The organism is Acinetobacter defluvii (assembly GCF_001704615.3).
GTDB classification, from domain to species: domain Bacteria; phylum Pseudomonadota; class Gammaproteobacteria; order Pseudomonadales; family Moraxellaceae; genus Acinetobacter; species Acinetobacter defluvii.
In genome coordinates, this window is record NZ_CP029397.2 from 2,574,697 (window position 1) to 2,601,510 (window position 26,814).

27 protein-coding genes are annotated in these 26,814 nt (G+C 37.9%); 15 read left to right on the forward strand and 12 right to left on the reverse strand.

All coding sequences use genetic code 11. The annotated features are described in order from the left end of the window. Window positions 1-95 precede the first annotated feature (95 nt). The 9 genes from fabD to DJ533_RS14790 all read left to right on the forward strand — a co-directional run bounded on the left by fabD (window position 96) and on the right by DJ533_RS14790 (window position 7,070). Window positions 96-1,082, forward strand: coding sequence for an ACP S-malonyltransferase (gene fabD / locus DJ533_RS14750; RefSeq protein WP_065994152.1), 987 nt, complete (start codon window positions 96-98; stop codon window positions 1,080-1,082). Next, the gene (gene fabG, locus DJ533_RS14755) at window positions 1,079-1,813 is read left to right on the forward strand and encodes a 3-oxoacyl-ACP reductase FabG (protein WP_065994153.1); all 735 of its coding nucleotides are present in this window, start codon (window positions 1,079-1,081) and stop codon (window positions 1,811-1,813) included. Before fabD ends, fabG begins: the two co-directional genes overlap by 4 nt. Window positions 1,814-1,898: 85 nt before the next feature. Then, entirely contained in the window at window positions 1,899-2,135 is a 237-nt protein-coding gene (gene acpP, locus DJ533_RS14760; RefSeq protein WP_065994154.1) for an acyl carrier protein, read from the forward strand. 210 nt (window positions 2,136-2,345) lie between these two features. Then, window positions 2,346-2,819 (forward strand): peptidoglycan-binding protein LysM, encoded by a 474-nt coding sequence (gene lysM, locus DJ533_RS14765; protein WP_065994155.1) that lies wholly within the window; start codon window positions 2,346-2,348, stop codon window positions 2,817-2,819. Between the two features lie 304 nt (window positions 2,820-3,123). Beyond that, window positions 3,124-4,110 (forward strand): putative oxygenase MesX, encoded by a 987-nt coding sequence (locus tag DJ533_RS14770; RefSeq protein ID WP_065994156.1) that lies wholly within the window; start codon window positions 3,124-3,126, stop codon window positions 4,108-4,110. Between the two features lie 27 nt (window positions 4,111-4,137). Further along, complete coding sequence (locus DJ533_RS14775) at window positions 4,138-5,166, forward strand: methionine synthase (protein WP_065994157.1); 1,029 nt, start codon at window positions 4,138-4,140, stop codon at window positions 5,164-5,166. Window positions 5,167-5,289: 123 nt separating this feature from the next. After that, window positions 5,290-5,769: a flavin reductase gene (locus DJ533_RS14780; protein WP_065994158.1), complete on the forward strand. Its 480-nt coding sequence runs from the start codon at window positions 5,290-5,292 to the stop codon at window positions 5,767-5,769. Between the two features lie 163 nt (window positions 5,770-5,932). Next, a complete protein-coding gene (locus DJ533_RS14785) occupies window positions 5,933-6,205 on the forward strand; it encodes a hypothetical protein (RefSeq protein WP_228716486.1) in 273 nt (90 codons plus the stop codon). Between the two features lie 115 nt (window positions 6,206-6,320). Then, window positions 6,321-7,070, forward strand: coding sequence for a hypothetical protein (locus DJ533_RS14790; protein ID WP_148245842.1), 750 nt, complete (start codon window positions 6,321-6,323; stop codon window positions 7,068-7,070). 33 nt (window positions 7,071-7,103) lie between these two features. On the opposite strand, the gene DJ533_RS14795 is transcribed toward DJ533_RS14790, so the two are convergent. After that, window positions 7,104-7,817: a GNAT family N-acetyltransferase gene (locus DJ533_RS14795; protein WP_065994161.1), complete on the reverse strand. Its 714-nt coding sequence runs from the start codon at window positions 7,815-7,817 to the stop codon at window positions 7,104-7,106. A gap of 315 nt (window positions 7,818-8,132) precedes the next feature. Here DJ533_RS14795 and DJ533_RS14800 point away from each other — a divergent pair, with 315 nt between their 5' ends. From DJ533_RS14800 to rluB, 3 genes are read left to right on the forward strand one after another with little or no spacing between them, the layout of a single operon-like run. After that, window positions 8,133-8,924 carry a segregation and condensation protein A gene (locus DJ533_RS14800; protein WP_065994162.1) on the forward strand — a complete coding sequence of 264 codons (792 nt, stop codon included), beginning with the start codon at window positions 8,133-8,135 and terminating at the stop codon, window positions 8,922-8,924. Next, a complete protein-coding gene (gene scpB / locus DJ533_RS14805; protein ID WP_065994163.1) occupies window positions 8,921-9,523 on the forward strand; it encodes an SMC-Scp complex subunit ScpB in 603 nt (200 codons plus the stop codon). The genes DJ533_RS14800 and scpB overlap by 4 nt, the downstream gene beginning before the upstream one ends. 41 nt (window positions 9,524-9,564) lie before the next feature. Further along, window positions 9,565-10,659 carry a 23S rRNA pseudouridine(2605) synthase RluB gene (gene rluB, locus DJ533_RS14810; RefSeq protein WP_081406104.1) on the forward strand — a complete coding sequence of 365 codons (1,095 nt, stop codon included), beginning with the start codon at window positions 9,565-9,567 and terminating at the stop codon, window positions 10,657-10,659. Window positions 10,660-10,808: 149 nt separating this feature from the next. On the opposite strand, the gene bioD is transcribed toward rluB, so the two are convergent. The 6 genes from bioD to DJ533_RS14840 form a co-directional block, all read right to left on the reverse strand. Then, on the reverse strand, window positions 10,809-11,453 hold the full coding sequence (gene bioD, locus DJ533_RS14815) for a dethiobiotin synthase (RefSeq protein ID WP_065994164.1): 645 nt from the start codon (window positions 11,451-11,453) through the stop codon (window positions 10,809-10,811). Continuing rightward, window positions 11,450-12,238 carry a malonyl-ACP O-methyltransferase BioC gene (gene bioC / locus DJ533_RS14820; RefSeq protein ID WP_065994165.1) on the reverse strand — a complete coding sequence of 263 codons (789 nt, stop codon included), beginning with the start codon at window positions 12,236-12,238 and terminating at the stop codon, window positions 11,450-11,452. Before bioC ends, bioD begins: the two co-directional genes overlap by 4 nt. A 7-nt stretch (window positions 12,239-12,245) precedes the next feature. Beyond that, entirely contained in the window at window positions 12,246-13,406 is a 1,161-nt protein-coding gene (locus DJ533_RS14825; RefSeq protein ID WP_065994166.1) for an 8-amino-7-oxononanoate synthase, read from the reverse strand. Further along, window positions 13,403-14,707 carry an adenosylmethionine--8-amino-7-oxononanoate transaminase gene (gene bioA, locus DJ533_RS14830; protein WP_065994167.1) on the reverse strand — a complete coding sequence of 435 codons (1,305 nt, stop codon included), beginning with the start codon at window positions 14,705-14,707 and terminating at the stop codon, window positions 13,403-13,405. The genes DJ533_RS14825 and bioA overlap by 4 nt, the downstream gene beginning before the upstream one ends. A gap of 100 nt (window positions 14,708-14,807) precedes the next feature. Further along, the gene (locus tag DJ533_RS14835; protein ID WP_065994168.1) at window positions 14,808-15,527 is read right to left on the reverse strand and encodes an alpha/beta hydrolase family protein; all 720 of its coding nucleotides are present in this window, start codon (window positions 15,525-15,527) and stop codon (window positions 14,808-14,810) included. Window positions 15,528-15,610: 83 nt separating this feature from the next. Continuing rightward, entirely contained in the window at window positions 15,611-15,934 is a 324-nt protein-coding gene (locus tag DJ533_RS14840) for a DUF6176 family protein (RefSeq protein ID WP_065994169.1), read from the reverse strand. 133 nt (window positions 15,935-16,067) lie between these two features. Here DJ533_RS14840 and DJ533_RS14845 point away from each other — a divergent pair, with 133 nt between their 5' ends. Next, window positions 16,068-16,634, forward strand: coding sequence for a peroxiredoxin (locus tag DJ533_RS14845; protein ID WP_065994170.1), 567 nt, complete (start codon window positions 16,068-16,070; stop codon window positions 16,632-16,634). An 8-nt stretch (window positions 16,635-16,642) separates the two neighbouring features. After that, entirely contained in the window at window positions 16,643-17,161 is a 519-nt protein-coding gene (locus DJ533_RS14850) for a hypothetical protein (protein WP_065994171.1), read from the forward strand. Between the two features lie 76 nt (window positions 17,162-17,237). On the opposite strand, the gene ftn is transcribed toward DJ533_RS14850, so the two are convergent. Continuing rightward, window positions 17,238-17,702 carry a heteropolymeric bacterioferritin subunit Ftn gene (ftn, locus tag DJ533_RS14855; RefSeq protein ID WP_065994172.1) on the reverse strand — a complete coding sequence of 155 codons (465 nt, stop codon included), beginning with the start codon at window positions 17,700-17,702 and terminating at the stop codon, window positions 17,238-17,240. A 383-nt stretch (window positions 17,703-18,085) separates the two neighbouring features. On the opposite strand from ftn, the gene DJ533_RS14860 reads away from it, so the two are divergent. Then, on the forward strand, window positions 18,086-19,150 hold the full coding sequence (locus DJ533_RS14860) for an SDR family oxidoreductase (protein WP_065994173.1): 1,065 nt from the start codon (window positions 18,086-18,088) through the stop codon (window positions 19,148-19,150). A 91-nt stretch (window positions 19,151-19,241) separates the two neighbouring features. On the opposite strand, the gene ligA is transcribed toward DJ533_RS14860, so the two are convergent. The 4 genes from ligA to DJ533_RS14880 form a co-directional block, all read right to left on the reverse strand. Further along, window positions 19,242-21,284 carry an NAD-dependent DNA ligase LigA gene (ligA, locus tag DJ533_RS14865; protein ID WP_065994174.1) on the reverse strand — a complete coding sequence of 681 codons (2,043 nt, stop codon included), beginning with the start codon at window positions 21,282-21,284 and terminating at the stop codon, window positions 19,242-19,244. 233 nt (window positions 21,285-21,517) lie between these two features. After that, window positions 21,518-22,531 (reverse strand): cell division protein ZipA C-terminal FtsZ-binding domain-containing protein, encoded by a 1,014-nt coding sequence (locus tag DJ533_RS14870; RefSeq protein WP_065994175.1) that lies wholly within the window; start codon window positions 22,529-22,531, stop codon window positions 21,518-21,520. Between the two features lies 1 nt (window position 22,532). After that, window positions 22,533-25,985 (reverse strand): chromosome segregation protein SMC, encoded by a 3,453-nt coding sequence (smc, locus tag DJ533_RS14875; protein ID WP_065994176.1) that lies wholly within the window; start codon window positions 25,983-25,985, stop codon window positions 22,533-22,535. A 28-nt stretch (window positions 25,986-26,013) separates the two neighbouring features. After that, window positions 26,014-26,709, reverse strand: a complete 696-nt coding sequence (locus DJ533_RS14880) for a GntR family transcriptional regulator (RefSeq protein ID WP_065994177.1) — start codon at window positions 26,707-26,709, stop codon at window positions 26,014-26,016. Window positions 26,710-26,814: the final 105 nt, after the last annotated feature.

Sequence of the window (26,814 nt, forward strand, 5' to 3'; positions counted from 1 at the left end):
CTTAATTTTTGTTGTATTTGGCAATTAAATTTTATTTTTTTTAATGTTAAATTGCCGCATCGGAAACGAGCTAAGTATGAAGAAAGGACTTTTATATGTCTGCTAAACAACTGGAGCAAGCAGCTCAAGCAACCAAAACTGCATTTTTGTTTCCTGGTCAAGGCTCACAAAAAGTGGGTATGCTGGCTGAACTTGCAGAACAGTTTGCTGTGGTTACAGAAACATTTACAGAAGCTTCAGAAGCTGTTGGTTTTGACTTATGGAACATTGCGCAAAGTGGTGAAGGTTTAAATCAAACAGAAAATACTCAGCCAGTTTTACTAACAGCAAGTATTGCAATGTGGCGCGTATGGCTAGATCTAGGTGGTATAGCCCCTAAATATTTAGCAGGACATTCACTGGGTGAATACAGTGCATTGGTGGCAGGAAATGCGATTTCATTAGCAGATGCGGTGAAATTAGTGCATTTACGTGGTCAATTGATGCAATCTGCTGTCCCACAAGGTCAAGGTGCTATGGCTGCAATTCTTAGCTTAGAGGATGCCAGAGTCATCGAACTTTGTGAGCAAGTCAATATTCAAGGGCGTGGCTCAGTTGAAGCAGCAAATTACAATGCACAAGGGCAAGTCGTTATTGCTGGTGATAAAACTTTAGTTGATGCAGTCATGGAAAGTGCCAAAGAAAATGGTGGGAAAGCCATCGCCCTACCCGTGTCGGTACCCTCACATTGTTCATTGATGAAACCTGCAGCAGAGCAGTTTGCACAAGCTTTGGAACAAACTGCCATTGAGCTACCGAGTATTCCTGTAATACAAAATGTCAACGCAGCGATTGCAACTGATGTAGCTAATTTACGCCAAGCCTTGACTGCACAATTGTATCAGTCAGTTCAGTGGACCAAGACCATGCAATACTTACAAGATCAAGGTATTCAATATGTGGTTGAATGTGGTCCAGGTAATGTATTGGCGAATCTTGCAAAACGCTTGCCGAACATTGAAAAAGCATTCCCAATTGACACACAAAGTCGCATGGAAGATGCACTGAATGCCATTTTAGTGGCAGAAGGAAAAATTGCATGACACAACAACGCAAAGTCGCATTAGTGACAGGTGCAAGCAGAGGAATTGGCGCAGCTATTGCTCAGCAACTTATTTTAGACGGTTACTTTGTAATAGGCACAGCAACTTCTGACGCTGGTGCAGAAAAATTAACAGCAACGTTTGGCGAAAATGGTGCTGGTGCGGTATTAGATGTACGTGACGGTGAAGCAATTGATGCACTGGTTTCAGATATTGAACAAAAATATGGTTCAGTGTTGATCTTGGTGAATAATGCAGGTATTACCAAAGATAATTTGTTACTGCGTATGTCAGAAACAGATTGGGATGATATTTTAAATATTCATCTTAAAGCCGTTTTCCGTTTGTCTAAACGTGTACTCAAAGGTATGACCAAAGCACGTTTCGGTCGTATTATTAATATCAGTTCTGTGGTTGCACATTTTGCCAACCCAGGTCAGGCAAACTACTCTGCTGCCAAAGCAGGCATCGAAGCATTTAGCCGTAGTCTTGCCAAAGAGATGGGAAGCCGTCAAATCACAGTGAATTGCATTGCACCAGGTTTTATTGCCACAGAAATGACTGAGCAGTTGAGCGAAGACATTCGCAAAAAAATGAGTGATCAAGTAGCGTTAAATCGTTTTGGTGAGCCACAAGACATTGCAAATGCAGTGAGCTTTTTAGCTTCTGACAAAGCAAGTTACATCACTGGTACAGTATTACATGTAAATGGTGGTTTATACATGGCTTAATGTCATGTATTAACTTTGAAAAATTTCAATATTCAATTAAACTATAGGCAATCAAACGCCGCCACAAGCAATGAGGAGAATTCCTGTGAGCGATATCGAACAACGCATTAAACAAGCTGTTGCAGAACAATTAGGTATGAAAGCTGAAGAGATCAAAAACGAAGCATCTTTCATGGATGACTTAGGTGCTGACTCTTTAGACTTAGTTGAGCTTGTAATGTCTTTCGAAAATGACTTTGACATCACGATTCCTGATGAAGATTCAAATGAAATTACCACTGTTCAATCAGCTATTGACTATGTGACTAAAAAACTAGGTTAATCTGTTGAATGTTTGATGTGTAATCATCAACGATTAAAGCCACCATTTTGGTGGCTTTTTTTATTTATAAATCAAAAACATTGGTTACATATCGTTACTTTTCTCTCACCAATGACAACCAATTTCAGTATATTTTTTAGTTATAAAAATAGAGTACAAATTTTTATAACGCTTCATTAAATAAAACTTAAATTTATACGGAGAAACACAATGGGTCTTTTTGATTTTATTAAAGGTATTGGTAAAAAAAATACAGCACCTGCTGAACCACAAGCAGCGCCGGCAACACCTGCTGAACCATCTGCACAAGAAATTGCAAATAAATTACTCGGTCACATCAAAGCATTGGGTTTACCTGTTACAGGTTTATCGGTCAGTTATAATGGCGCATCAGATCTAGCAACCATCAAAGGTCAAGCCCAAACACAGGCAGATAAAGAAAAAATCATCTTAGCTGTAGGTAATATTGATCATGTTGCACAAGTAGACGATCAAATGACCGTTGCTGCGCCAGAACCTGAAAGTAAATTTTACACAGTAAAATCTGGAGATAACTTATCTAAGATTTCTAAAGAATTTTATGGTGATCCAAACCAATACAATAAAATTTTTGAAGCAAATCGCCCATTATTAAAAAATGCAGATGATATCTTCCCAGGTCAAGTATTACGTATTCCTGCGTAAATAATAGATGCATAAAATAATAGATATACAAACGCACCGATTTTCGGTGCGTTTTTTTATGTGAGAAATTCATTCAGTAATTAAACTATTCGAGATAGTTTATAAATAGAACCAATTCATATAAACATATAAGTAATTGTAAATTATTATTTTATTTTAGCACTTTCCCAGAGTGTTTAAATAAAAAGTGAATTTTACTCAACTTAGACTTAAATTAAATCATTTTTATTCATGTTAGCTTTCAAGTATAAATATCTGCATTGAAAGAATTTAGATTTACTTTAGAAATTAGGGGGAATTTCCCATGAGTGAAAAATTTACATGTGCAATTAAACATATTCGCTTTGATGAAAACTATCTTCCAGCGAACAGTACACGTTTGACCACAAATTTTGCAAATCTTGCACGTGGTGAGTTTCGCCAAGAAAATTTACGCAATACATTGAGAATGATCAACAATCGTTTTAATAGTTTGGCGCATTTCGATAATCCAAAAGCAGATCGTTATTCACTTGAAATTGACATTATTTCTGCGGAACTCGATGTTGAAGGGAATGGTCAGACATTTCCGTTTATTGAAATGTTGAAAAGTACGATCATTGATCATAAAACCAATGAACGTTTTGAAGGCATGATTGGCAACAGTTTTTCTTCATATGTACGAGATTATGACTTTAGTGTGGTATTGCCATCTTTAGGTTGTAAAACCAATGAAAAACCTGAAGATTTTGGAGATTTACACGGTAAATTATATCAATTTTTTGTCAATTCAGATGTATTTAAAGCCGAGTTTGCCAAGCAACCAGTCATATGCTTAAGTGTTTCTACCTCTAAAACCTATTATCGTACTGCGAATATTCACCCTGTACTCGGTGTGGAATATACCAATGATGAATACTCTCGTACGGATGAGTATTTTGCAAAAATGGGCTTAATAGTTCGCTATTTTATGCCTGCTCATGCAGTAGCACCATTGGCATTTTATTTTAGCGGTGACTTATTGCAAGACTATACAGACATTGAGTTGATCAGTGCTATCAGCACGATGGAAACTTTCCAAAAAATTTACCGTCCTGAAATCTATAATGCCAATTCAAATGCAGGTCAGGTTTATCAACCAAGTTTAGAGTATCCTGATTATTCATTAACGCGTATCGTCTATGACCGTGTTGAACGTGGTCAGTTGGCAGTAAAACAAGGTAAATGGACGGAAGAAAACTTCATTAAGCCTTACCATGATGTTCTTCAGCGATGGGCTGCAAGATTCTCTCGTAACAATCAAGTGGCTTAAATTTACTGAAGATAGAAGATATACAGCATGAATATTTTACTCCCGACCTCTACCGCAGGCAGCTTACCCAAACCATCATGGCTCGCTGAGCCTGAAAAACTTTGGTCACCATGGAAGTTGCAAGATCAAGAATTAATGGATGGTAAACTCGATGCATTGCGTTTGTCTTTGCATGAGCAGCAGCAGGCAGGCATTGATATTGTTAGCGATGGTGAACAAACTCGTCAGCATTTTGTGACGACTTTTATTGAGCATCTTGATGGTGTAGATTTTGAAAAACGTGAAACAGTAAAAATCCGTGATCGTTATGATGCCAGTGTGCCTTCTGTGGTCGGTGCTGTATCTCGTCAAAAACCTGTTTTTGTAGACGATGCAAAATTTTTACGTTCATTGACTGAGCAACCAATTAAATGGGCGCTTCCTGGTCCAATGACCATGATTGACACTTTGTATGATGGTCATTATAAAAGTCGTGAAAAGTTGGCATGGGAATTTGCTAAAATTTTAAATCAAGAAGCTCGTGAGTTAGAAGCAGCAGGTGTGGATATTATTCAGTTTGATGAACCTGCATTTAACGTTTTTTTTGATGAAGTGAATGACTGGGGTGTTGCTACTTTAGAACGTGCGCTTGAAGGTCTAAAATGTGAAACTGCGGTACATATTTGTTATGGTTATGGCATCAAAGCCAATACCGATTGGAAAAAAACGCTCGGTTCAGAATGGCGTCAATACGAAGAAGCTTTTCCAAAACTGCAAAAATCCAAGATTGATATCGTGTCTTTGGAATGTCAAAACTCACGTGTACCCATGGATTTAATCGAATTGATTCGTGGAAAAAAAGTCATGGTGGGTGCGATTGATGTCGCAACCAATGAGATTGAAACCCCTGAAGAAGTGGCAAATACTCTGCGTAAAGCACTACAATTTGTTGATGCAGATAAACTTTATCCTTCAACCAACTGTGGTATGGCGCCACTTGGACGTGAAATCGCCCGCGGAAAGTTGAAAGCCCTTAGTGCAGGTGCAGAGATTATTCGTCAAGAATTATCAAAATAGTTTTAAAACCTCCTTTACAAACAAAGGATGGCACAGGATTGTAAAAATCCTTCATTGTTCAAATCTGAATCTGAAGAATCCTCACAGTTACATGTAATTCTTCAGATACATAGGAATATAGTCATGGTTGAAGCAACAGTCTTTAAAAATGCAATGTCGTCATTAACAAGTGCAGTCAATGTTGTGACTACTGTAGGTGAGTCTGGTTATCATGGATTCACAGCATCGGCTGTATGCAGTGTTACCGATACCCCACCAACCTTACTGGTCTGTATGAATAAATCATCACGTTCACATGCTTATTTTGTTGAAAGCAAAATTTTAACTGTGAATGTTTTGGCTGCACAACATGAACATTTGTCCAATGTATTTGCCTCAAAAATGAGTTCTGAAGAACGCTTTAAACATGGTACTTGGACTGAATTAGCAACAGGTGCTCCTGTTCTAGAAGATGCATTGGTCAGTTTTGATTGTCAGATTGAACAGATTCAAGAGGTAGGTACGCACACGATATTTATCTGCCCTATTGTTGCCATTCAGCAAAACCCACAAGACCACAGTTTGGTTTATTTTAATCGTGCCTATCATCAAGTAGCTGTGTAAACATAAATTTAGGTCGTCACAGCACAAATGTGACTTCATATTGCCTGAATGGCTACACAGATCAATCAATTTTTCCCTAAGCAACAATATCATTAAATCACGAGTAAACCCTAAAACTTCTCATGGTATTAACAATCCCTACATTCTAGAATTAAGTTTTAGCATGCAGAAAGTGTCTATGGATTTATTTTATGTGTTGCTCAATATTCAAGAGTTTGCTGAAGATGGAATCATTTATGCAGAAAAACCTTGGCATTTGCAGTCCAATGCCAAGGTTATTACGGATTCTCAGCCAATATTCATTAACGATGAAAAACTTGAGTATTTTTTAGAGGTTTTTATCGTTCTTGAGCTTTTTGAGGAAATGCAGACCTCTAATACCTGTTTACAAGATCAGTGTTTACGTATCATTGAATATGCAAATCATGATGCTTAAACACTAGCGAGAACCATTCACTTAAAATTTTATTTTTATTGAAATAATAAATTAGAAAAACCATGCAACTCGATTTAAGATCGTCCAAGCTCCCATAAAAAACTAAAAGTATAAAATGAATAAAATAGAATTAGAAATCCAGCGATTGAGCAATATGATTCAATTTGGCGTAGGTCAACAAAGTTTAGGTTTAGACCTTGATCTTTTAACTGACAAAATGACTGGATATATTCCGAGAGGTGCAGATGCTCCCACCTTTGCAACCCGTAAAAATATGATCAGTGCTCAGATTTTTATGAAATGTATTCAGTTTTTCTTTACTGCACTGATTGCAATATTGCTTGCTTTAGTTTTTATTTGGCTGAGTTGGGGACAACTACAAAAACAAATTTTTGAACCTTTATTTTTAGGTGTCGCACTATTGTCCATCCTCATAACTATATTTTGTTTATTCAAGTTTAAGCACTATTTTCAAATTTTTAATGCCATTCGCCAAGTCACTCAAATTCAAGCCGATCCGGAACGCCGATCATCGCATGTCGATGAAAATGCCTTAGCGCAACAATTTGCTCCAGAAAGACGCAAGACACGTTTCATTGGTATTTTTATGAGCCTGTTAAGTGGGGGATTTCTTGCGTATATCTGGATTGCGCCGCCACAAAGCCTCATCAAACTTGCTTTCGTGCTGCCTTTGATGCTGATGCTCGGACTTGGCATCATCATCCATCCGATTTCTAAAGCTGAAAGCTTATATTTATATGGCAGTACACAACTGTCTTGGAAATATTTTCCAACTGCTTTAAAGATATGTACTATCTTGGGCGTTGTGCTGTGTCTTTTGATGTTGGCTTGGTTTGAAATTTAAACCTTTGCCATCACAAGAAATATTTAAAAAATACTACACGGTCTGCAAACGTGTTTTTTGCTGACCATTTTCATCAAAGTTTTCAGGGCTGAGCCACGCTTCATAGGCTTTTTGAATGGTTTGCCATTCTTCATCTAACATCGAAAACCAAGCAGTATTGCGATTATTACCTTTAGAAATGCGATCCTGTCTGAAAATTCCTTCAAACTGAAAACCAAAACGTAAAGCTGCTTTTCGAGAAGGCTCATTTAAATCATCACATTTCCATTCTACACGTCTAAAACCTTGCTCAAAACATGCTTCTAATAACAAATAAACAGCTTCGGTTGCTGCAATACTGCGTTTCATTTGATGGGAAAAATAAACATTGCCGATTTCAATCGCTGCATGTTCTGCACGTTGATTGATTAAAGCAATCCAACCCAATATTTTATAATCAATCTCAATTAAGAAATGGTGAGATCCTACAAAACCAAAATTATTTTTTAGCGCTTGCTCAAGTTGAATCTGAAAACTAAAAGCTGAATAAGGCAAATACGTCCAACAAGCGTGACTAGGCTCACTTTCTACGGCATGCCACAAATGTGAAAAAGCATTACTTTTTAAAATATCGAGACATATGGGGATTAAGCGTACAGATTGACCTGTTAAAATATCAGATTGAAAGTGTTTCGGTGAAGTTGATGTGAGCGCTTTACCAACTTTTTGCCCAAACACATTGATTTGATATTGTTGATAATTCTGCATTTTTACTCATTTACCCATAAAGCTCTTTATTAGCAATATGCACTTTTTTAGTCTATTTTTCTAGCTTAACTCAGAATAATTGTTGGACAATACAGCTTAAAAGCCTTTATCACGAAAAAAAATGTTCCCTATTTATTTTAAGGTTTTTTCACTTTTATTCAGATTAACAATTTATTCTCTTTGCTTTTTAATTTAGAATATGAACACTTTTATATTCAATGCAATTCGACTATCACTTCACCTCTCCTAACATTGAAAAGTGATCTCCCGAATCGCCTAACATGCCTTTGAAAATTCGCGTGGCTAAAAACGGTAATGACGCAATCAGTCCATAGCTCAATGGAAAATACACCACACATACGAGTACTCGATGAGTGGCAAGATTCCATCCCTGAGGATTTATACATTCCACCTGCTGCATTCGAAATTTTATTAGATCATTTCGAAGGACCACTCGACTTTCTCATTTACCTGATTCAAAAAAATGGTTTTGATTTACTTCAGTTAGATATTGCCCCAATTGCTAGTCAGTATTTAGCCTATATGGATAGCATGAAATCGCTCAATATAGAGCTGACCGCAGATTATATGGTGATGGCTGCGTTGTTAGCTGATTTAAAATCTCGTTTGTTGTTACCTAAACCGAAAACAATGACGCTGGAGAAAGATCCAAAACAAGCGCTCATTGATCGTTTAGAAACCTATTTAAGAATTAAACAAGCTGCTGAGCATTTAGGGCAAATGCCTGTATTTGAACGTGATATTTTTCCAACAAATGTGTCTATTGGGCAAACAGCTACCGTATACGAAGGTTATGACGTAGACATGCTGCGTGATGCTTTGTATTGTATTTTTAATCGTCCTGAACCTGTCATTCATAAAATTGAGCATGAGCCTGTATTACTTGAAGAACGCATTGCTTATATTGAAAAAATGATCGAATCTGGACAGGTTTTAAGCTTTGAAAGTTTACTTTTGCCTACTCAAGGTCGTATGGGCATGGTGGTTACTTTTATGGCAGTTTTAGAACTGACACGCCAACAGAAAATACAGATTATTTCTAGTGGACTGGATATGCCGCTTGCAATTCAAGGAGCTGCCGCATGACCATTGATCAAAATAATGTGTTGAATGTAGAAGACTCTCAACACGAGCAGCATCATGAAGTTTTGATGCAAATCGAAGCAATTATTTTTGCCAGTGATGCACCCGTGTCTATTGCCCGCTTAAAAGAAGCGTTTCAAAATCAATATTCGAAACAACAGTTGCAAAATTATTTGCAGCAATTGTCTGTCTTACAACATGGTCGTTCGATTGAATTGGTTGAAGTTGCACAGGGTTATCGTTTTCAAGTTCGTGCCAAATATCGCAACATCATTACCCAAGTTTGGCCTGAACGACCGACCAAATTATCTCCGTCACTGTTAGAAACTATTTCAGTGATTGCTTATCATCAGCCCGTGACCCGAGCTGATATTGAGCAAATCCGTGGAGTAACAAATAATAGTCAAATACTCCGAACATTATTTGAATGGAACTGGATTAAAGAATCTGGTTTTCGTGAACTCCCAGGACGACCTGCGTTGCTTGTCACAACGCCCCAATTTTTAAATGCTTTTGGTCTAGTGTCATTAGGTCAATTGCCTCCCCTACAGGATGCCAAGGAAGCTTTTATGGCATTGGATGCGCAAGCACCCAAGTCGTGAATAGGTACACTGTTGATCATTATTTCTAAGGTTATGCTGTCATGAGTGAAAAATTGCAAAAGGTGCTCGCACGAGTAGGATTAGGCTCTCGCCGTTATATGGAAGAAGTCATTGCTGCTGGTCGTGTGAGTGTCAACGGTCAAGTTGCTCAAGTGGGTGAACGTATCGAACCAACGGATGAGCTTCGCATCGATGGTCGTAAAGTTCAGTTCCAAATTGAAGATGAAATTCGCCGCCGTGTTCTGATTTACTATAAACCAGAAGGTGAAATTTGTTCACGTAACGACCCTGAATCACGTCCTACCGTATTTGAACATTTACCACCGATCAGCAATGACCGTTGGGTTATGGTCGGTCGTTTAGACATCAACTCAACAGGTTTGTTGTTATTTACCAACGATGGTGAACTTGCCAATCGTTTGATGCATCCATCGAATGAGATCGAGCGTGAATATGCAGTACGTGTTATGGGTGAAGTCACCCCAGAATTGCGTAAAAATATGCTCAATGGCGTTGTTTTAGACGATGGTCCTGCAAAATTTGAGTCATTTACTGAAATTGGTGGTGAAGGAATCAACCGTTGGTATCAAGTGGTGGTAAAAGAAGGTCGAAACCGTGAGGTTCGTCGTATCTTTGAATCACAAGGTTTAAAAGTCAGTCGCTTATTGCGTACACGTTATGGCACTGTGATTTTACCACGTGAGCTGCGTACAGGTCGTTGGATGGAGCTAGATAAACAAGATATCGACAACTTAGCAAAAACCGTAGAGCTTAAACCACGTCAAGGTACAGGTCTATTTGGTATGGCGAAACGCCGTAATGATCGTATGCAAGACAAACCTATGGCTGCCCGCCGTGGGGGATACTTACGTCAACAACGTCGTGATACTGAACAAGACCAACATGAAGGTCAAGACAATCATCACTATAACCACCAACGCCAAGATCATCGTTCAGACCGTCAGGATCGTTCTTATGGCAATCGTGAGCGCAGCGATTTCCGTTCTGAACGTCCAGCTCCTCGTTTTGATGCAAATCGTGAACGCTCTGGCAATAATTTTAACCAAAGCCGTGATGAAAATAAATTCTCACCACGTAAACCTTTCAGTTTAAAAAAGGGCTTTAACAAACCCTAAATGATAAATTAATCTAAAAAAATTAAACCACTATCACGATAGTGGTTTTTTATTATCTCAATCAATCTGTTACTGAAATAACAAAAAGTAGATTGGCTCATTTTTATCTATGATCAACTCATTTTTTAGGTATTGTCCCTATAGTTTTTCTAAGAGATGACAGGAATATCCAACCATAGACTATCTGGAAAATATTTCGTCAAATACGCTTTTAAATACTCTGCGGTATCTTTGGAAATTAATTTATCCTGTGATTCATCTTTTAAATTATATGCCAAAGCATATAACGCTAAACCACGACTTTTTAGTGCTTCTAAACTCAGAATAGTGTGATTAATACTGCCCAAACGTCCTGAAGTGACGAGAATAACGGGGATTTTTTTCTCCGCAACATAATCAATCGTGAGTAGATCTATGGTGAGTGGTACCATTAAACCACCAGCCCCCTCAAGCAATACAACGTCATATTTTTCAGAAAGTTGTTGTGTGGCATTTTCAATTTTTTGGAAATCAATCTCACGACCATCGATTTTAGTCGCTAGATGTGGTGACGCAGGATAAGTAAAAATCTCTGGCATAGTCAGCTTGCTTTCGTCTTCAGGAAACCAGCCCATTCCCATAATCTGACGATGCTGCTCGATGTCTTCAGAAATGTCGCTATTACCTGTCTGAATCATTTTTTGGGTAATGGTTTTCTTGCCTTGTGCATTCCAAAGTTTTGCCAAATAACCAGTGGTATACGTTTTGCCAATGCCTGTGTCGATGCCACTGATAAAGTAAACTGAACCTGTCATGACATTCTCCGTGCAATACAATAAATAGGATGATAGCTTAGTGTGTACACTTGCTGCCCATGCTCATTTGGAAATAAAAACTGCTGATAATTTAAATAAAAATCTTGCAGACTGTGCTTAGTCCAACGGAAATTAGAGGCGGTTGCGGTCACACCTGTAGCTTTTAAATGTTGCAAAATTTGCTTTGGATGCTCGAAACTTAATACTTGGGTTTGCTCAGAAATATGTAAAATTTCAAAACCATGTTGTTGTAATTTTTCCTGAATATTTTCAAGACTTAAATACTCCAAACCTTGCCCTGTTAAGCTTTTAATTTGCTTTAAATTCTGCTGTCCAAACGTAGAAAAACATAAAAAACCTTGAGAGTTAAGGCTGTAATGAATCTTTTTCAGTAGCCCATCTAAATCAATAATCCACTGCAGAGCTGAACTCGAAGCGACAAGTGTTAAATCTTGTGGCAATTTATGTTGTTCAATATCACCAATCAGATAATCAAGATTTTGATAATTTAAAAAGTGCTGCTGAATCTCAGGATATAAATCATTTAAGATCAAATACTTAATCTGTAATTTCTTGATCAATAGATGAGTTAAATTACCTGAACCACAGCCGATTTCTAAGACATTTTCCAAGTGTTTTCCGAATATTTCTGGGCAATATTTTCCTATTAAATCAAATAGATGCTGTGTTATCTGCTTTTGTACAATGGCATGCTCTGTATAGCTTTGTCCTGCTTGAGCAAAGCGCAAAGCAACTTTGGATTTATCAATATTTAAATTCTTCACAACTGACTCACAATAGCTGAGTCAACTGATCAAGATCAGTGTGAGTAATCTGAGCAGTGAGAGAAACTCGTAAGCGAGAACGATGTTGTGGCACTGTCGGTGGACGCACTGGCATAATATAAAAACCTGCATCTTGCAAAGTTTTGGCTTTTTCTACAGTCTGCGTAGATGCACCAATAATCACAGGAACAATGTGCGAAGTCGAAGGGCAATCAAAACCTTTAGTTTGAACATTTTGCTGTAGCATTTGACTCATAGTGTGTAAATGCTGACGTTGTGGATTTAGATTCAATATTTTTTGAAAAATAAAGTTTGTCCACGCCATACAAATTGGGGGCTGTGCAGTACTAAAAATCAACGGACGCATCGCATTAATCAAATAATCTCGAATAATGGCATGACACATCAAATATCCACCGACTGAGGCAATGGCTTTACCAAAAGTTCCAACCAAAAGATCAATATCATCAATCACGCCATATTGTTCAGCACACCCCAAACCTTGCTCGCCACGCACACCGATCGCATGCGCTTCATCTACATAGAGCATGACTTTGGCAAATTGCTTTTTGATCCGAACCAATTCAGCCAGATCGGTTTCATCACCATCCATACTGAAAATAGATTCGGTCACAACAATGATGCGATCATAAGCTTCATCTTCATGATATTTCTGTAAAAGCTGAGTGAGATGAGCCAAATCATTATGACGATAACGCACATATTTTGCAGTAGATAATCGGATGCCATCAATCATACTGGCATGAATTAACTTATCAGCCAAAATCAAAGTTTTACTGTCTGCAAGTGCAGGTAAAATCCCAATATTCATGTGATAACCACTGTTAAATAACAGCGCAGCACGACCATGAAAAGCCTGACTTAAACTTTCTTCCAGTTGCTCATATTCAGGAAAATTTCCTGTGAGTAAGCGTGAAGAGGTTGAACTCATCCAGCGTTGATCATTCGGTGTTTCATCAAAGAACTGCTCACGTAATTGTAAATCAGCATTTAAACCCAAATAATCGTTGGATGCGAGATTCAACATGTTTCGATCATTGATTTGAATATAACGACCTTGTTGAATATTGGTGGTGAATTGACGAAAATTACCCTGCTGCTTTAAGTCATCCAATTGGATTGAAAAATGTTCAAGCAAATGACTCATTTGACATTCTCCATATTTTTAACCACCTCAACCAATTGTTCTAACAATGTTTTCAATTCATTTTCGGAAATAACATAAGGTGGCATCACATAGACCAATTTACCAAATGGACGAATCCAAATGCCACGTTCTACAAACGCTTGTTGCAGAGTTTTCATATCAACATTAAAGCTTAATTCGACCACACCAATTGCACCTAAAACACGTACCTCTTTGACATAGTTAAGCTGTGCTAAAGGCTGCAAATGACTCAATAATTGCTGTTCAATACGTTGAATATTAGCTTGCCAATCCTGTGAAATCAGCAATTCAGTACTTTTTACAGCGACTGCACATGCCAATGGATTAGCCATAAAAGTTGGTCCGTGCATAAACACGCCTGCTTCGCCCTGACTAATGGTTTCAGCGACTTTTTTGGTGGTCAGCGTTGCGGATAAAGTCATATAACCGCCCGTCAAACCTTTACCGATACACATGATATCAGGCTCAACACCTGTCCATTCCCATGCAAAAAGTTTGCCTGTGCGTCCAAAACCTGTGGCAATTTCATCGAAAATCAGCAAAATATTATATTTTTCACAAAGTAATTTGGCTTGACGCAAATATTCAGGATGATAAAAGCGCATTCCACCTGCACCTTGTACAATTGGTTCAAGGATGAAGGCGGCAATACTTTGATGTTGTTCTGCTAAAGTTTTTTCGAGTTCAGCAATGTCACATGGATTCCATTCTTCATGAAAAGCCGTTTGTGGTGCAGGAATAAAAATCCGATTCGGTAAACTTGAACCAAAAATTTGATGCATGCCTGTGACTGGATCACAGACTGACATCGCATTCCATGTATCACCATGATAACCCGAGCGTGGTGTAACAAAGTTGGTCTTGGCAATTTCGCCTTGTGCAGACCAAAACTGAACTGCCATTTTCAAAGCCACTTCTACAGCAACAGAGCCTGAGTCGGCATAGAAAATTTTATCTAAACTTGGTGGGGTAATTTTGAGTAATAATTTACCGAGTTGAATCGCAGGATCATGGGTAAAACCACCAAACATGATGTGCGACATATTTTGAAGTTGGTCTGTCACTGCCTGATTCAGTTCAGGGTGATTATAACCATGAATCGCACACCACCATGACGACATGCCATCAATCAACTGACGACCATCTTCAAGTTCAATGATCGCTCCTTGTGCCCTTTTGACTTTAAAAGTGGGCAATGGATTGATCATCGAAGTATAAGGATGCCAAATATGTTGCAAATCAAATTGTTGATCAGTTAATCCATGATTTGAATCAGTCATCCTTAACACCATGTCCCTTTTAATGCAAAAATCTATTTTACTGATCTTAAACCTGCATACAGAAAAAAGAAATTGCGATATTTACCAGTAATCTGACTGATCATTCTATTTTTTCTAAATATTGGCAGATTTTGTCAGTTAGGCTATCGGATTGGAAAACTGGAAAACCATGTGAGCCACTGACTAGCTCAACTTTTAAAAACTTTGCAGCTAATTTTTGAATATTTTCTGAAACTTTGTAGCCAACTAAATAATCTTGCTTTCCTAAAAGATGATATTGATGACCAAGGTAGTTTTTTAAGATACTAACATTGTTTAGTTTTTCTAAGCAGACCAAACCATGTTTTAATCGATCTAAATTTTGTGCTTGTATTAAACTTTGTAAAATTAAAAAATCTTGTTTGGTCGTTGTAGTTCCCTGACAAACCATAAAACCAAACTTTTTTAAAGTTGTAATTGCGTCAGTTTCAAAGGCTTGTTTAAAATTTTGAAATGTTGACGGGCTCATTGCAGTTTGCCATTGCTCATTGGCAACAAAGCATGGATTGGATGCTAAGGTGATCAGAACTTTGTGTTGGTGATATTGTTTAGAAACTTGATCCACCAAAAGCGTTGCAAGCTGCCCGCCTAAAGACCAGCCTATGATCACATCAAAATCTGTGGCATGGTCAGTTTGGTATTGTAATACTGCTTCATCAAATACATTAAAGATATTGATCAATTCAACATAATGACCTTTTTGCTGTAAAGCACTTTGTAAAGGTGTAAGCAGTTTTGTTCCACCGCCCCAACCTGTAATAAGTAAAATACGTTGATTCAAAGCAAACTCGATTAAATTAAAAATTAGGCTTTAGTATAAAACTTGATGAATCAATTTAATCGACTAAATTCAAATAACAATCTCTATTTATCATTCTCTAAATCTACCAATAACGTTGCTTTATAACCTCTCTCCCAATTTTGCTTAAATTGCTTATGCATCGCATCAATTGGGAAATGACTTTCACGTCCAATGTGTTGTGCTTTTGCGATATCTTCCGCTCGCATATAAGCAATCAAATAATCCTGCCCTTCCAATTCCATATAAAACCATGACTCAACAAAAACACCTTCAGCTTTTAAGGTTTCAATCGCTTCAGCTTTTCGGGTAGTCAACTCAGTTTGCCATGCTTCAACATTTTGCATCGAATTGGCTTTTAATTTGATCAGTACTGCATCAACATCCATTATGGTCTCTTTGTATTTATTCTCAATGAAGAGAAATCATAAATTTTCTTGGAATAAATACCAACAGTTTTCATCCTGCAACACATAAAAAATTTGCTAAGATCAAAGCTTGGCTCATTTCAGGAAATGTAGGATGAAACTCTCACAACGATTAGCGATTGGCTTATTTTTGGCATTTACCTTATGCCCAATGAGTACAATAACGTATGCAGAAAATTCAATTTTTTCCAAAATAGATTCAAATCAAAAACAATGGGTAGGCAAACCTGCCCCAAACTTTAAACTACAAGATCAAAATGCAAAATGGCATGAACTAAGTCAATATAAAGGCAAATGGGTTGTTTTATATTTTTATCCAAAAGACGACTCTCCTGGTTGCACACAAGAAGCCAATCAATTCAAAAGCCTCTATCCACAATTTATCAAAAATAATGCAGTAGTTTTAGGTGTGAGTTTAGATGATGTACAATCACATCAAAAATTTTCTGAAAAACTTGGCTTAAATTTTCCAATTTTAGCCGATGAAAATCATCAACTTGCTGAACAATTCGGTATTGTGCGTAATCTTGGAATTGTTAAAATAGCAAAAAGAGAAACTTTTTTAATTGATCCGCAAGGCATTGTGACCTATCACTATAGTAGTGTGAATACACAAACCCATGCAGAGCAAGTTTTAGCAGATATTCAAAAAATAAAATGAGATAAACAATGCAAACACAGAATGAAAAAATTCTATATAAAACTACACCCAAAACCAGCATTTATACCTTCTTTTCCATTTTGTTAATTTATGGTTGGGCTTTCTTTTTATTTCATACATCTTTAAAAATCCAACATATATTATTGATGACTCTCCCACTTTTCTTTGTTTTTATACGTTGTTTTGATTCTTTAACGATTAGTCATGAACGTATTATTGTTAAAGTTTTATTCTCTACAAAATCAGTTCAACTTCAAGATTTGCACCATCCTCCACTCCTAGAAATTAATCCATACACCTTTAAAAAATATGAATGGCAACGCAAATTATTGAAACAAAACTTTCAAACCTTTTGGCTCAAAAAATCTGTAATTTCATTTCCACATTCCACAAAAATAACAGCTGAAAAAACATTACAGAATATTCGTCTTTCTCTTTTTTCCAAACAACAAGCTCAAGACATCATTGCTGTTTTAGAACAATATTGGCAATTATCACCTACCATTCAAACTCCACCACAACATTAATAATTCATAAAAAAAGCCTTTAGACATTTACCTAAAGGCTTTTTAACATCAGATTTAAAATGATGTTTTATTCATCTTACATTTGTGATTGAATATAGTTTGGTAAACCAATCAACTCGATCAAACGCATTTGTTTTTCAAGCCAATAGGTATGGTCTTCTTCTGTATCCGACATTTGCTGACGAAGCATATCACGAGTGACATAATCGCCTTTTTCTTCACAGAGTTTCACGCCTTGCGCTAACTTTTCACGTACATGATATTCAAGTGCCAAGTCTGCTTTTAAGCAGGTCACCACATCAGTACCAACTTCGATATCATCACGATCCATGTTTGGTGTACCTTCAAGGAACAATACTCGGCGAATCAACGCATCAGCATGTGCGCCTTCTTCTTGGCTTTCATGGTCAATACGTTCGAAAATTTTGCTTAAACCCCAATCTTCGTACATACGGGAATGAATTAAATATTGATCACGTGCAGCCAGTTCACCACCGATCAACATGTTGAGATAATCTATAACTTCTGGGTTGCCACGCATTTCATTACTCCATACCTTTTCAGACATTATGGACAAGTTTCGATAACAATGCAAAAAATAAAATGTGTAAGTTTATGATTTTTATAAAATTAAAATGAGAAACATACGCATTTACAGTCACATTCATAAATTTTTTAGATAAAAAATAAGCCCTTGCGATATTTTCAAAAATAACAAAAGCACAAATCTGAGTAGATTAATCAATTTTAAGATTTGTAACGCTTAGGAATGGGTCTTATTCCGCATATCATCCACGCTTCTATGATGACGACTGTGTATTCATCCAGACATTCTGTTTCATTTTATAAGCATGTTAAACTACATACTCATCATCACTAATTCTATTTAAACAATTGAATATTAAACACTAGAAGGAAAAAATGATGTCTCAGGGAAATACATCAGCACCAATCCTCGTTACAGGCGCAACAGGTTATATTGCCAGTTGGGTCATTCAAAAATTACTTGAACAAGGTTATACCGTACATGCCACAGTACGTAATCTGGATAAAAAACAAAGTTTTGCACATTTAGAAAAAATTGCTGACAAAACCTCAGGAACTTTAAAATTATTTAAAGCCAATCTCCTAGAAAATGGTTCTTTTGATGAAGCCATGCAAGGCTGTAAAGTCGTTTTGCACATGGCTTCGCCTTTTGTGGTAACAAACTTCAAAGATGCTGTCAAAGATATTATTGAACCTGCGATTTTAGGGACTGAGAATGTTCTGCATAGTGTTAATAAAACTGAGTCAGTCAAACGTGTTGTCGTAACTTCAAGTATCGCCTCAACTTATGGCGATGCAATTGATATTTTAAAAACTGAAAATAATCAATTTGACGAATCCAATTGGAATACTACTAGTTCAAGCACACATCAGCCTTATCCATATTCTAAAGTCATGGCTGAACGCAAAGCTTGGGAAATGGCTGAAGCACAAGATCGTTGGTCTTTGGTCTGTGTCAATCCAGCTTTGGTTCTTGGTCCATCACTTACGGTAAATACTCAATCAGGTAGTGTTGAAGTTCTTGAACAGTTTGCCAATGGAATGACGCTGCTTGGTGTACCGCCAATGTGGAATGGCATTGTTGATGTTCGTGATGTGGCTGATGCGCATATTTTAGCAGCATTTAATGAAAATGCTTCTGGTCGCTATATTATTTCAGGTGGTTCACTGAACTTATTGGAAATGGGGAAAATTTTACGTCAACATTTCGGACAAAAATTTCCCTTCCCACGTAATCAGGTGCCTAAAAAAGCGTTTAAATTGATTGGTCCTCTCTTTGGTTATTCAAAGAAATTTATTGAAAAAAATATGGGTTATCCAATTTATTTTAATGCCGATAAAAGCAAAAAAGAACTTGGCATAAGCTATCGCCCTATTGCTACCAGTCTTGTTGAGCATTTCCAACAATTACTTGATGATGGTGTGGTGAAAAAATATATTTAAAATAGCTAGATATATACTTTAGTTATCTACGATAGAAAAAGAAGCCATGCTTATAATGGCTTCTTTTTTTAATCCGTGAGTTGTAACGCATCTAGGATGCAGCAACTGTTTGCCCATGTTCTGCCATAAAAACCAAAAACTCAGCTTCGCTCATGACTTGCACACCTGCTTTTTCTGCCTTCTCGAGTTTAGAACCAGCTTTTTCACCTGCGACCAAACATTTGGTTTTACTTGAAATACTGCCACTCACTCGTGCACCTAAAGCTTGCAGCATTTGCGTCGCTTGTTCACGCCCCATTTGACTGAGCGTACCCGTAATCACCCAACTTTCACCATTTAAAGGCTGACGTGTGGGTGCGATAGGTGCATCCCAATGAATACCTGCTGCCAATAAACGGTCAATGACCTCAAGATTATGCGGTGCTTGAAAGAAATCAGCGATCCATTCTGCTGTAATGTCACCGACATCAGGGGTTTTCTTTAATGCCTCTACATCAGCTTGACGCAGCGCCTCAAAAGTTTGGAAAGTTTGTGCCAGCATTCTTGAGGTGTTTTCTCCTACTCCTCGGATACCAAGTGCATAGATAAATGCAGCTAAAGTGGTCTTCTTACTATTTTCAATCGCATCAAATAAATTTTGAACAGATTTTTCACCCATTTTTTCAATGCTTAACAACTTTTCACGATGTTCATGCAAATGGTAAATATCAGCCACATCTTTGAGTAAATCCAAATGTAGCAAAGACTCCACCCAACGATCACCTAAGCCTTCAATATCCATCGCTTTACGAGAAACAAAGTGACGAATCGCTTCAATACGCTGCGCTGCACAATACAAACCACCCGAACAACGTGCCAAAGCCTCTCCTTCAGGCATCACCACAGGCGAAGCACAGACAGGACAGCTTTCAGGTAAAGTTACTTCAACAAGGTTATCTGGACGAAACTCCAACCATACTTTTTCAACTTTAGGAATCACATCACCACTACGATATACACTGACAGTATCGCCAATGCGTACATCCAAACGATGAATTTCTCCAATATTATGCAAGGTCACATTAGAAACCGTTACACCACCGACTGCCACAGGATTTAAACGAGCCACAGGCGTTAAAGTTCCTGTACGTCCCACTTGCCAATCAATATTTTCAATGGTGGTTAAGGCAGCAACTGCAGGGAATTTATAAGCCGTTGCCCAACGTGGCTCACGACTTAAAAAACCTAATTGCTGCTGCTGTTTGAGTGAATCAACTTTGATCACCATACCATCAATTTCAACAGATAAACTTGCACGCAATTGATTAATTTGATCGTATTTTTCTTGTACTTCTTGGATGTTGTTGCACACAAAATGCTGCTCACCAATGGCAAAACCAAACTGACTCAACCATTCCAAACTTTCAGACATTCTGGTTAAGCCATGATGCGGTTCGCACTGTGCGATACCGTACGCATAGAAAGCCAATGGACGTGAAGCAGCAATATTTGGATCAAGTTGACGCAAGCTACCTGCTGCGGCATTACGTGGATTAGCAAAAGTTTTTTCACCTTTGGCTTCATTTTCAGCATTAAGCTTTTCAAACCCAGCTTTTGGCATCAATACTTCCCCACGTACTTCCAGCAAATGTGGAATTTCAGCATTAGCAGAGCTGAGTACTTTCGGTAAGTTACGAATAGTTTTGACATTATGGGTAATGACTTCACCTGTTTCACCATCGCCCCGTGTCACACCACGAACCAACACCCCATTTTCATACCACAATGAAATGGCTAAACCATCAAATTTAAGCTCAACATCATATTGAATTGCTTGGTTGGGCAAGCGTTCTTCGATACGTCTTGCAAAAGCAAATAATTCATCTTGATTAAACACATTTCCCAAAGACAGCATCGGTACAGTATGGGTAATACTTTCAAATTTTGATAAGGCTTTGCCCCCTACTCTAAGAGTTGGGGTATCCGCCTGAACCAAATCTGGATACTGTTCTTCCAATGCTTTAAGCTGATGAAAGAGTTGATCATATTCACTGTCAGCAATATTTGGTTGATCCATGACATAGTAAGCATGGTTGTGTTTTGCCAAGATTTGGATCAATTGACGCATCTGAGAAATTACGGCAGTTTTATCCATATTATTTTCACCATAGATATAGGCGAAAAGTCCGCCCTAAATAAATTTGATCGCAATTATAAATGAATTTTGTGGCATGAAATAAGTAAATGCTATGCACTTGGCGACAGTTTTTGTCGTACAAACACTTTAAGCTGAATTAACAGCCATTATTTTTATATTTTCACCATTCTACTGAATAAAAAATCCCGTCATAAATATATGACGGGATTTTAATTGTATAAATCTATTCTTTAAGCTTCTTGTTTAGAACGGTAGTCAATGGCTTTGTGACGCCAATGCTCTTTTAACTGTGGCGTGAATTCTAGGTTATTTTCATCATACACTGTGCCATCCACTTCACGAGCGATTAAACCTGCAATACTTGCCATGGTATCAAAACCTTTTTGTACATTGCTATGTGGCAACGCTAAGAAAAATGCTAAACCTTTGACTTGTTCAGTTGACAACGTTTCAAGATCAAAACCTGCTGGACCTTCGTCAGTAATGCGTAACACAGAAAACATCAACGGACTTGGCTCATCAATATTGTCATAACGATGGAAACATGAAAGCTCACCAAAACGTAAGCCGTATTTAAGTAAAACTTTTAAGGTTTTATCACCAGACAATGCTTTACGTGGGTTGGGATAAACATTCAAAGCAATGATGCTTTCTGCATTGGCTAAACTGCTTTCATCATCAAAACGTTGTTGTTCATGTAAATGCACATCTAAAATACTGCTTTCTTCATCAAAGTCTTTGATTTCAGCCGTTTCAATATTTGGATTTAAACTAAACTCTTCTGTCTTAAGCGCTGTGATTTCCGCAGTTTCTGTTTGTTCTGCGTTTAGATTACTTTCTATCGTATGTTCAGCATCATTCGCTTTTTCAGCCGTTACGATCTCAACCGTAGATTGTTTTTCAACTTCCGTAGTTTTATTTTCAAGGCTATCTGAATGGGTTTCAGATGCTGTCACTGGTGTAGTCACTGTTTCTTCTTTGTCTATCACTTTAGCAACTTCAGTAACGGGGGCTGCATCTAAATTATGTAAGTCTGGTTCAACTCGCGCAGTTTCTTTTGCAGGATCGGCTTGGAGTTGATCACGAACATGACGAGGAATAACAGGCTGATTACTTTCTGAGTTAATGTGTAACTCTGATTCTAAAGAAGGTGCTGCATCATCTGATTTGCGTAAAACCATTCTTAGACCAATAAGAATAATCATGACTGCAACAACAATCCCAACGATTGTGGTGATTTCCATACTACGACTCCGCGGCTAAACCGTATTCTTTTGCCTCTTTCAAATTTACAGTGACGAGTTTTGATGTTCCCGGTTCGGGCATCGTCACACCCAGCAAATCGGTTGCCATCGTCATTGCAACTTTATTATGCGTAATGTAAATGAATTGTACTTGTTCAGAAAGCTCTTTTACCAAATTACAAAATCTTCCTACATTGGCATCATCTAATGGTGCATCAACTTCATCCAATACACAAAAAGGTGCGGGATTTAATCTAAAAATAGAAAACACCAATGCCAACGCCGTAAGTGCTTTTTCGCCTCCTGACAACAATGCCAATGAACTGTTACGTTTCCCTGGTGGACGCGCCATCAATTTAACACCCGATTGCCAGTCATCTTCAAGACTTAAACTGGCTTCACCACCATTAAATACTTTCGGAAACAAATCTTTCAGTTCAGTATTGACCCGATCAAAGGTCGTCATGAAGAGTTTCTTGGTTTCTTGGTCAATACTTTTCATGGCATTTTTCAGTTGCTCAACAGTATTTTCCAAGTCTTGCATTTGATGGCTGAGTTCTTCATAACGCTGCGATACTTCTAAATATTCTTCTGACGCTGCCAAATTCACAGCACCTAACTTTTCAAACTGCCGTTGTGCCTTGTCTAAGTTTTGTTGATGACTGACCAAATCAATGCTTAAACCTTGTTTGACTTTGACATTTAAAGCATTAAGCTGCTCTGAATAATGTTGCAAATCAGACTTTGCTACTTGCCAAGCTAAGCGTTTTTCTTCTAGCTGCGTACGTAATTTTTCATCATTTTGCTGATGCAAATGACGCATTTCATTGAGATTTTGCTGCTTGGACTGCACACTATTCAGTTCAACTTGCCAGTCTGCCCACGTTTTTTGCAACTTCTCAGTCAGTTGTGATTGTTCAGTATATTGGCTTTGTAGACTCGGCAATTCAAGTTGTATCGGATCAACAAATTTCTTCGACTGTTCCATTTGTGCCAAAATTTGCTGATATTGTACTTTCGAAAAATTTAGATCTTTTTCCAAAAGTTCCGTCTGTTGTTTATTTTGTTCTAATATACGGCGTGTCGCCTCTAAGTTTTGTTGTTTAGTCAGTGCTGCTTGTTGCTGTGCTTCGAGTTGTTCATTTAACTCATCCAGTCGAGCTTGCCATGTTTTATATTCTGGTAAATTTTCCTCTAACTTAAAGTTCAATGCATGCAAATCAATGTCCAAATCATCTTTTTGCATGGCATCTTCTTCAAGCTGCTCATCCAACTGCTGTAATTGATGATTAAGCTGTAGTTTTTGCAAATCAAAAGCTTGGGATGCACTTTGTTGTTTAGCAATCACCACATCAAGATTTTGCAATTGTTTTTGCTGTGATTGTAGTTGCTCTTGTTGCTGTTGTAATTGTGTTTTTAACGCAGCAATCTGTTGTTGTACTTGAGGTAATAATACTTCTGCAGCCGTCAACTGCGGTTGTAATTCAGTAAGTTTTTGCTCAATTTCCTCTAAACGAATACGATGACTGAGTGCACCTTGTGCAGCCTGACTGGCTTCATCATAGAACAGTCCAATCACCCAATCTTGCCCCACATGATAACCATCAAGACTCAGAATACTTTGCCCAATGTTTAATTGAGTTTGCATCTTCAAAGCTTCAGCTAAACTCTTGGTAATCGCCACTTGTGTCCACAATGAGTTTTGCGGAGACTCGATCCAATCGGCTAAACATGGCAATAAATCAAGTTGAATACGATCTTTAGAGTCTGATGTCTTAAACTGACGTGCAATACTCTCTACAAAATTAGTTTGCTCATTAATCACATGGGCAGACAACCATTTTGCTAAAAACTTTTCTATAAGATTTGCATGTTGTTTACCTTGGGCATTCAACTGTAAAACCTGCATCAATTGCACAGCTTTCGCATCTGCTTTTACTGTGCTTTTTGCCATCAGTTGATTGAGATTTTTCTGTTCCGATTGTAAAACCTGAATTTCAGATTTGAGCTGTGCACAGATGGTTTTTTGTTGATTGTATTGCTCTTGCTGCTGTTCTGACTCAGTTTTTGCTATCGAAATCGCATTTTCCAATTCAACGATTTTCACTTGGATCAGATTTTTATCGTGCTCAAGTTGGCTTAAATCTTCACTTTGAAATTGTTTTTGTATCTGTGCCGCTTGTTGTTTCAGCGTATCTTTTTGCTGCTCAAGGCGACTGATATTTTTCGTTAAATGCTCAATCTGGGCTTGCATTTGTGCTTTTTGCTGTTGCTGCTTTTCAACTTGAGTTTTGATTAGCTCAAATTGTTTCTGTGCTTCAGCTTGTTGTGCTTTTAAGTCTGTACTACTTTGCTGACTGAGCTGCGTTTCTGACTCTAATGTTTGTAAAGTTTGGCTTTGTTCATCGACTTGACTAAATAAAGTATCTAGTTGTAATTCAAGCAATTGAATACGTTCTTTGGTTTGGGCTTTTTGCTGCTCTAATTGCCCCACCATTTCCGAGTTTTGTTGGAATAAACTCTGTTTCTGTTCCAACGTCATTTTTAATTCAGACAACTTTTTCTCAGCCTGTTGCCATTCTTGTTGCAAAGGTGAGGACTGCTGAATCAAACGTTGGAATAGCTCACTGGTGGCAGCTAAATCATGTTCTAAAGTACTCATATCTGAACGAACGAGCTTAAAATGTTCACCCAATTCATTCATTTCTACAGCATATTGTTCTTGTAAACGTGAACTTTGTTCGCATTGGAACGACAAAATTTCAACTTTTAAAGTGCGAATTTGCGTTTCTAAAGTTTTATACTGTACCGCAGATTCAGACTGACGTTTTAATGTTTTCAGTTGTGATTGTAATTCGCTGGAAATATCTTCTAAACGTTCTAAGTTCTGCGTGGTATGTTCTAGATGTTGCAGGGTTTCTTTGCGGCGGGCTTGATAACGAGATACCCCAGCGGCTTCTTCAATAAAGATGCGCATTTCTTCAGGTTTGGCATCCACCAAACGGTTAATCATCCCTTGTTCAATAATCGCATATGAACGCGGACCTAGACCAGTCCCCAAGAAAATATCAGTAATATCACGACGGCGACACTTGGTACCATTCAGAAAATATTCAGATTTGCCATCTCGGTTGACTTGGCGACGAACGGCTAATTCAGTATAAGCATTGTATGCGCCACCGAGCTTGCCATAAGTATTTTCAAAACGTAGCTCTACACTTGCCATCCCTACAGGTTTACGTTTGCTCGTTCCTGTAAAAATGACATCTTGCATACTGCCACCCCGCAGTTGGCGCGCGCTTGACTCGCCCATGACCCAACGGATGGCATCAATCACATTAGATTTACCACAACCATTGGGACCCACGACCGCGGTACGGTTCGCTTTGAATTGTAATGTTGCACTATCAGCAAAAGATTTGAAGCCTGAAAGTTTTAAGCTGCTTAAACGCATAATGTCCTAGTTACTTGCCAACGCCATGCTAGCGACGTGATCTCCTCGCCCATGCGAGTTCGATTTGTTTCATACGTGTCAGCGACTCCAACACGAGATTACGCAAGTGTCGACAAAAATCTTCCATAAATAAAGTAGCTTGTTGTGATTTTCGGATCAAAATTGCATCAATCACAAGTTTTATTAGCTCTAAAGCCTCTTGCAGCTCACGTCTTGAGGTATTTAAGGTTAAAAAATAGCTTCTGCGTAAAGAAGGTAACAATTCTTTATAAAACTTCATCAGGTAGGGATTGCCCACCATATCTTGCTGTTCAGCCAAATATTGAAAAATACTGTCATAAAATTTTTCAGTATTGCTATTTTTGACATGCTCATTGAGTTGTTGCATCAACTTTTGTAATCCTTCTGCTTCGTGATTACGCCATGTTTCGCTGATACGCTGTACAATTTGCCCTAAAAATAAACTACTTGTGTCAAATAAAGCACGGACTTGTTGCGGTGACATTTCCGAAACAATTGCACCTCGCCTTGGGTAAATTTCGATTAAATGCGTACGCTCTAGCAACAATAATGCTTCTCGTACTGAGCCACGGCTCACGTCAAGTTCTTTAGCAATGCGTAATTCTTGTATACGTTCCCCTTCGACCAACTCACCACTGATAATTTGTTCACTGATATGTTTGGCGATTTGCTCTGAAAGGCTTTCGACTTCTTCCAAATGCATAAAAATCCTATGTTCTTTGTTTTATTATGATCAATATCAATCATTGAGTTTTTTATTTAACCTGTTCAATACTGATAATTCTATGTCATTGTCGGACAATTTTAT

Bases quoted from the DNA above. Each gene is read 5' to 3' on its own strand.
- fabD (WP_065994152.1), top strand. From the start codon at position 96: ATGTCTGCTAAACAACTGGAGCAAGCAGCTCAAGCAACCAAAACTGCA.
- fabG (WP_065994153.1), top strand. From the start codon at position 1,079: ATGACACAACAACGCAAAGTCGCATTAGTGACAGGTGCAAGCAGAGGA.
- lysM (WP_065994155.1), top strand. From the start codon at position 2,346: ATGGGTCTTTTTGATTTTATTAAAGGTATTGGTAAAAAAAATACAGCA.
- DJ533_RS14770 (WP_065994156.1), top strand. From the start codon at position 3,124: ATGAGTGAAAAATTTACATGTGCAATTAAACATATTCGCTTTGATGAA.
- DJ533_RS14775 (WP_065994157.1), top strand. From the start codon at position 4,138: ATGAATATTTTACTCCCGACCTCTACCGCAGGCAGCTTACCCAAACCA.
- DJ533_RS14780 (WP_065994158.1), top strand. From the start codon at position 5,290: ATGGTTGAAGCAACAGTCTTTAAAAATGCAATGTCGTCATTAACAAGT.
- DJ533_RS14785 (WP_228716486.1), top strand. From the start codon at position 5,933: ATGCAGAAAGTGTCTATGGATTTATTTTATGTGTTGCTCAATATTCAA.
- DJ533_RS14790 (WP_148245842.1), top strand. From the start codon at position 6,321: ATGAATAAAATAGAATTAGAAATCCAGCGATTGAGCAATATGATTCAA.
- DJ533_RS14795 (WP_065994161.1), bottom strand. From the start codon at position 7,817: ATGCAGAATTATCAACAATATCAAATCAATGTGTTTGGGCAAAAAGTT.
- DJ533_RS14800 (WP_065994162.1), top strand. From the start codon at position 8,133: ATGACGCAATCAGTCCATAGCTCAATGGAAAATACACCACACATACGA.
- scpB (WP_065994163.1), top strand. From the start codon at position 8,921: ATGACCATTGATCAAAATAATGTGTTGAATGTAGAAGACTCTCAACAC.
- rluB (WP_081406104.1), top strand. From the start codon at position 9,565: ATGAGTGAAAAATTGCAAAAGGTGCTCGCACGAGTAGGATTAGGCTCT.
- bioD (WP_065994164.1), bottom strand. From the start codon at position 11,453: ATGACAGGTTCAGTTTACTTTATCAGTGGCATCGACACAGGCATTGGC.
- DJ533_RS14825 (WP_065994166.1), bottom strand. From the start codon at position 13,406: ATGAGTCATTTGCTTGAACATTTTTCAATCCAATTGGATGACTTAAAG.
- bioA (WP_065994167.1), bottom strand. From the start codon at position 14,707: ATGACTGATTCAAATCATGGATTAACTGATCAACAATTTGATTTGCAA.
- DJ533_RS14840 (WP_065994169.1), bottom strand. From the start codon at position 15,934: ATGGATGTTGATGCAGTACTGATCAAATTAAAAGCCAATTCGATGCAA.
- DJ533_RS14845 (WP_065994170.1), top strand. From the start codon at position 16,068: ATGAAACTCTCACAACGATTAGCGATTGGCTTATTTTTGGCATTTACC.
- DJ533_RS14850 (WP_065994171.1), top strand. From the start codon at position 16,643: ATGCAAACACAGAATGAAAAAATTCTATATAAAACTACACCCAAAACC.
- ftn (WP_065994172.1), bottom strand. From the start codon at position 17,702: ATGCGTGGCAACCCAGAAGTTATAGATTATCTCAACATGTTGATCGGT.
- DJ533_RS14860 (WP_065994173.1), top strand. From the start codon at position 18,086: ATGTCTCAGGGAAATACATCAGCACCAATCCTCGTTACAGGCGCAACA.
- ligA (WP_065994174.1), bottom strand. From the start codon at position 21,284: ATGGATAAAACTGCCGTAATTTCTCAGATGCGTCAATTGATCCAAATC.
- DJ533_RS14870 (WP_065994175.1), bottom strand. From the start codon at position 22,531: ATGGAAATCACCACAATCGTTGGGATTGTTGTTGCAGTCATGATTATT.
- smc (WP_065994176.1), bottom strand. From the start codon at position 25,985: ATGCGTTTAAGCAGCTTAAAACTTTCAGGCTTCAAATCTTTTGCTGAT.
- DJ533_RS14880 (WP_065994177.1), bottom strand. From the start codon at position 26,709: ATGCATTTGGAAGAAGTCGAAAGCCTTTCAGAGCAAATCGCCAAACAT.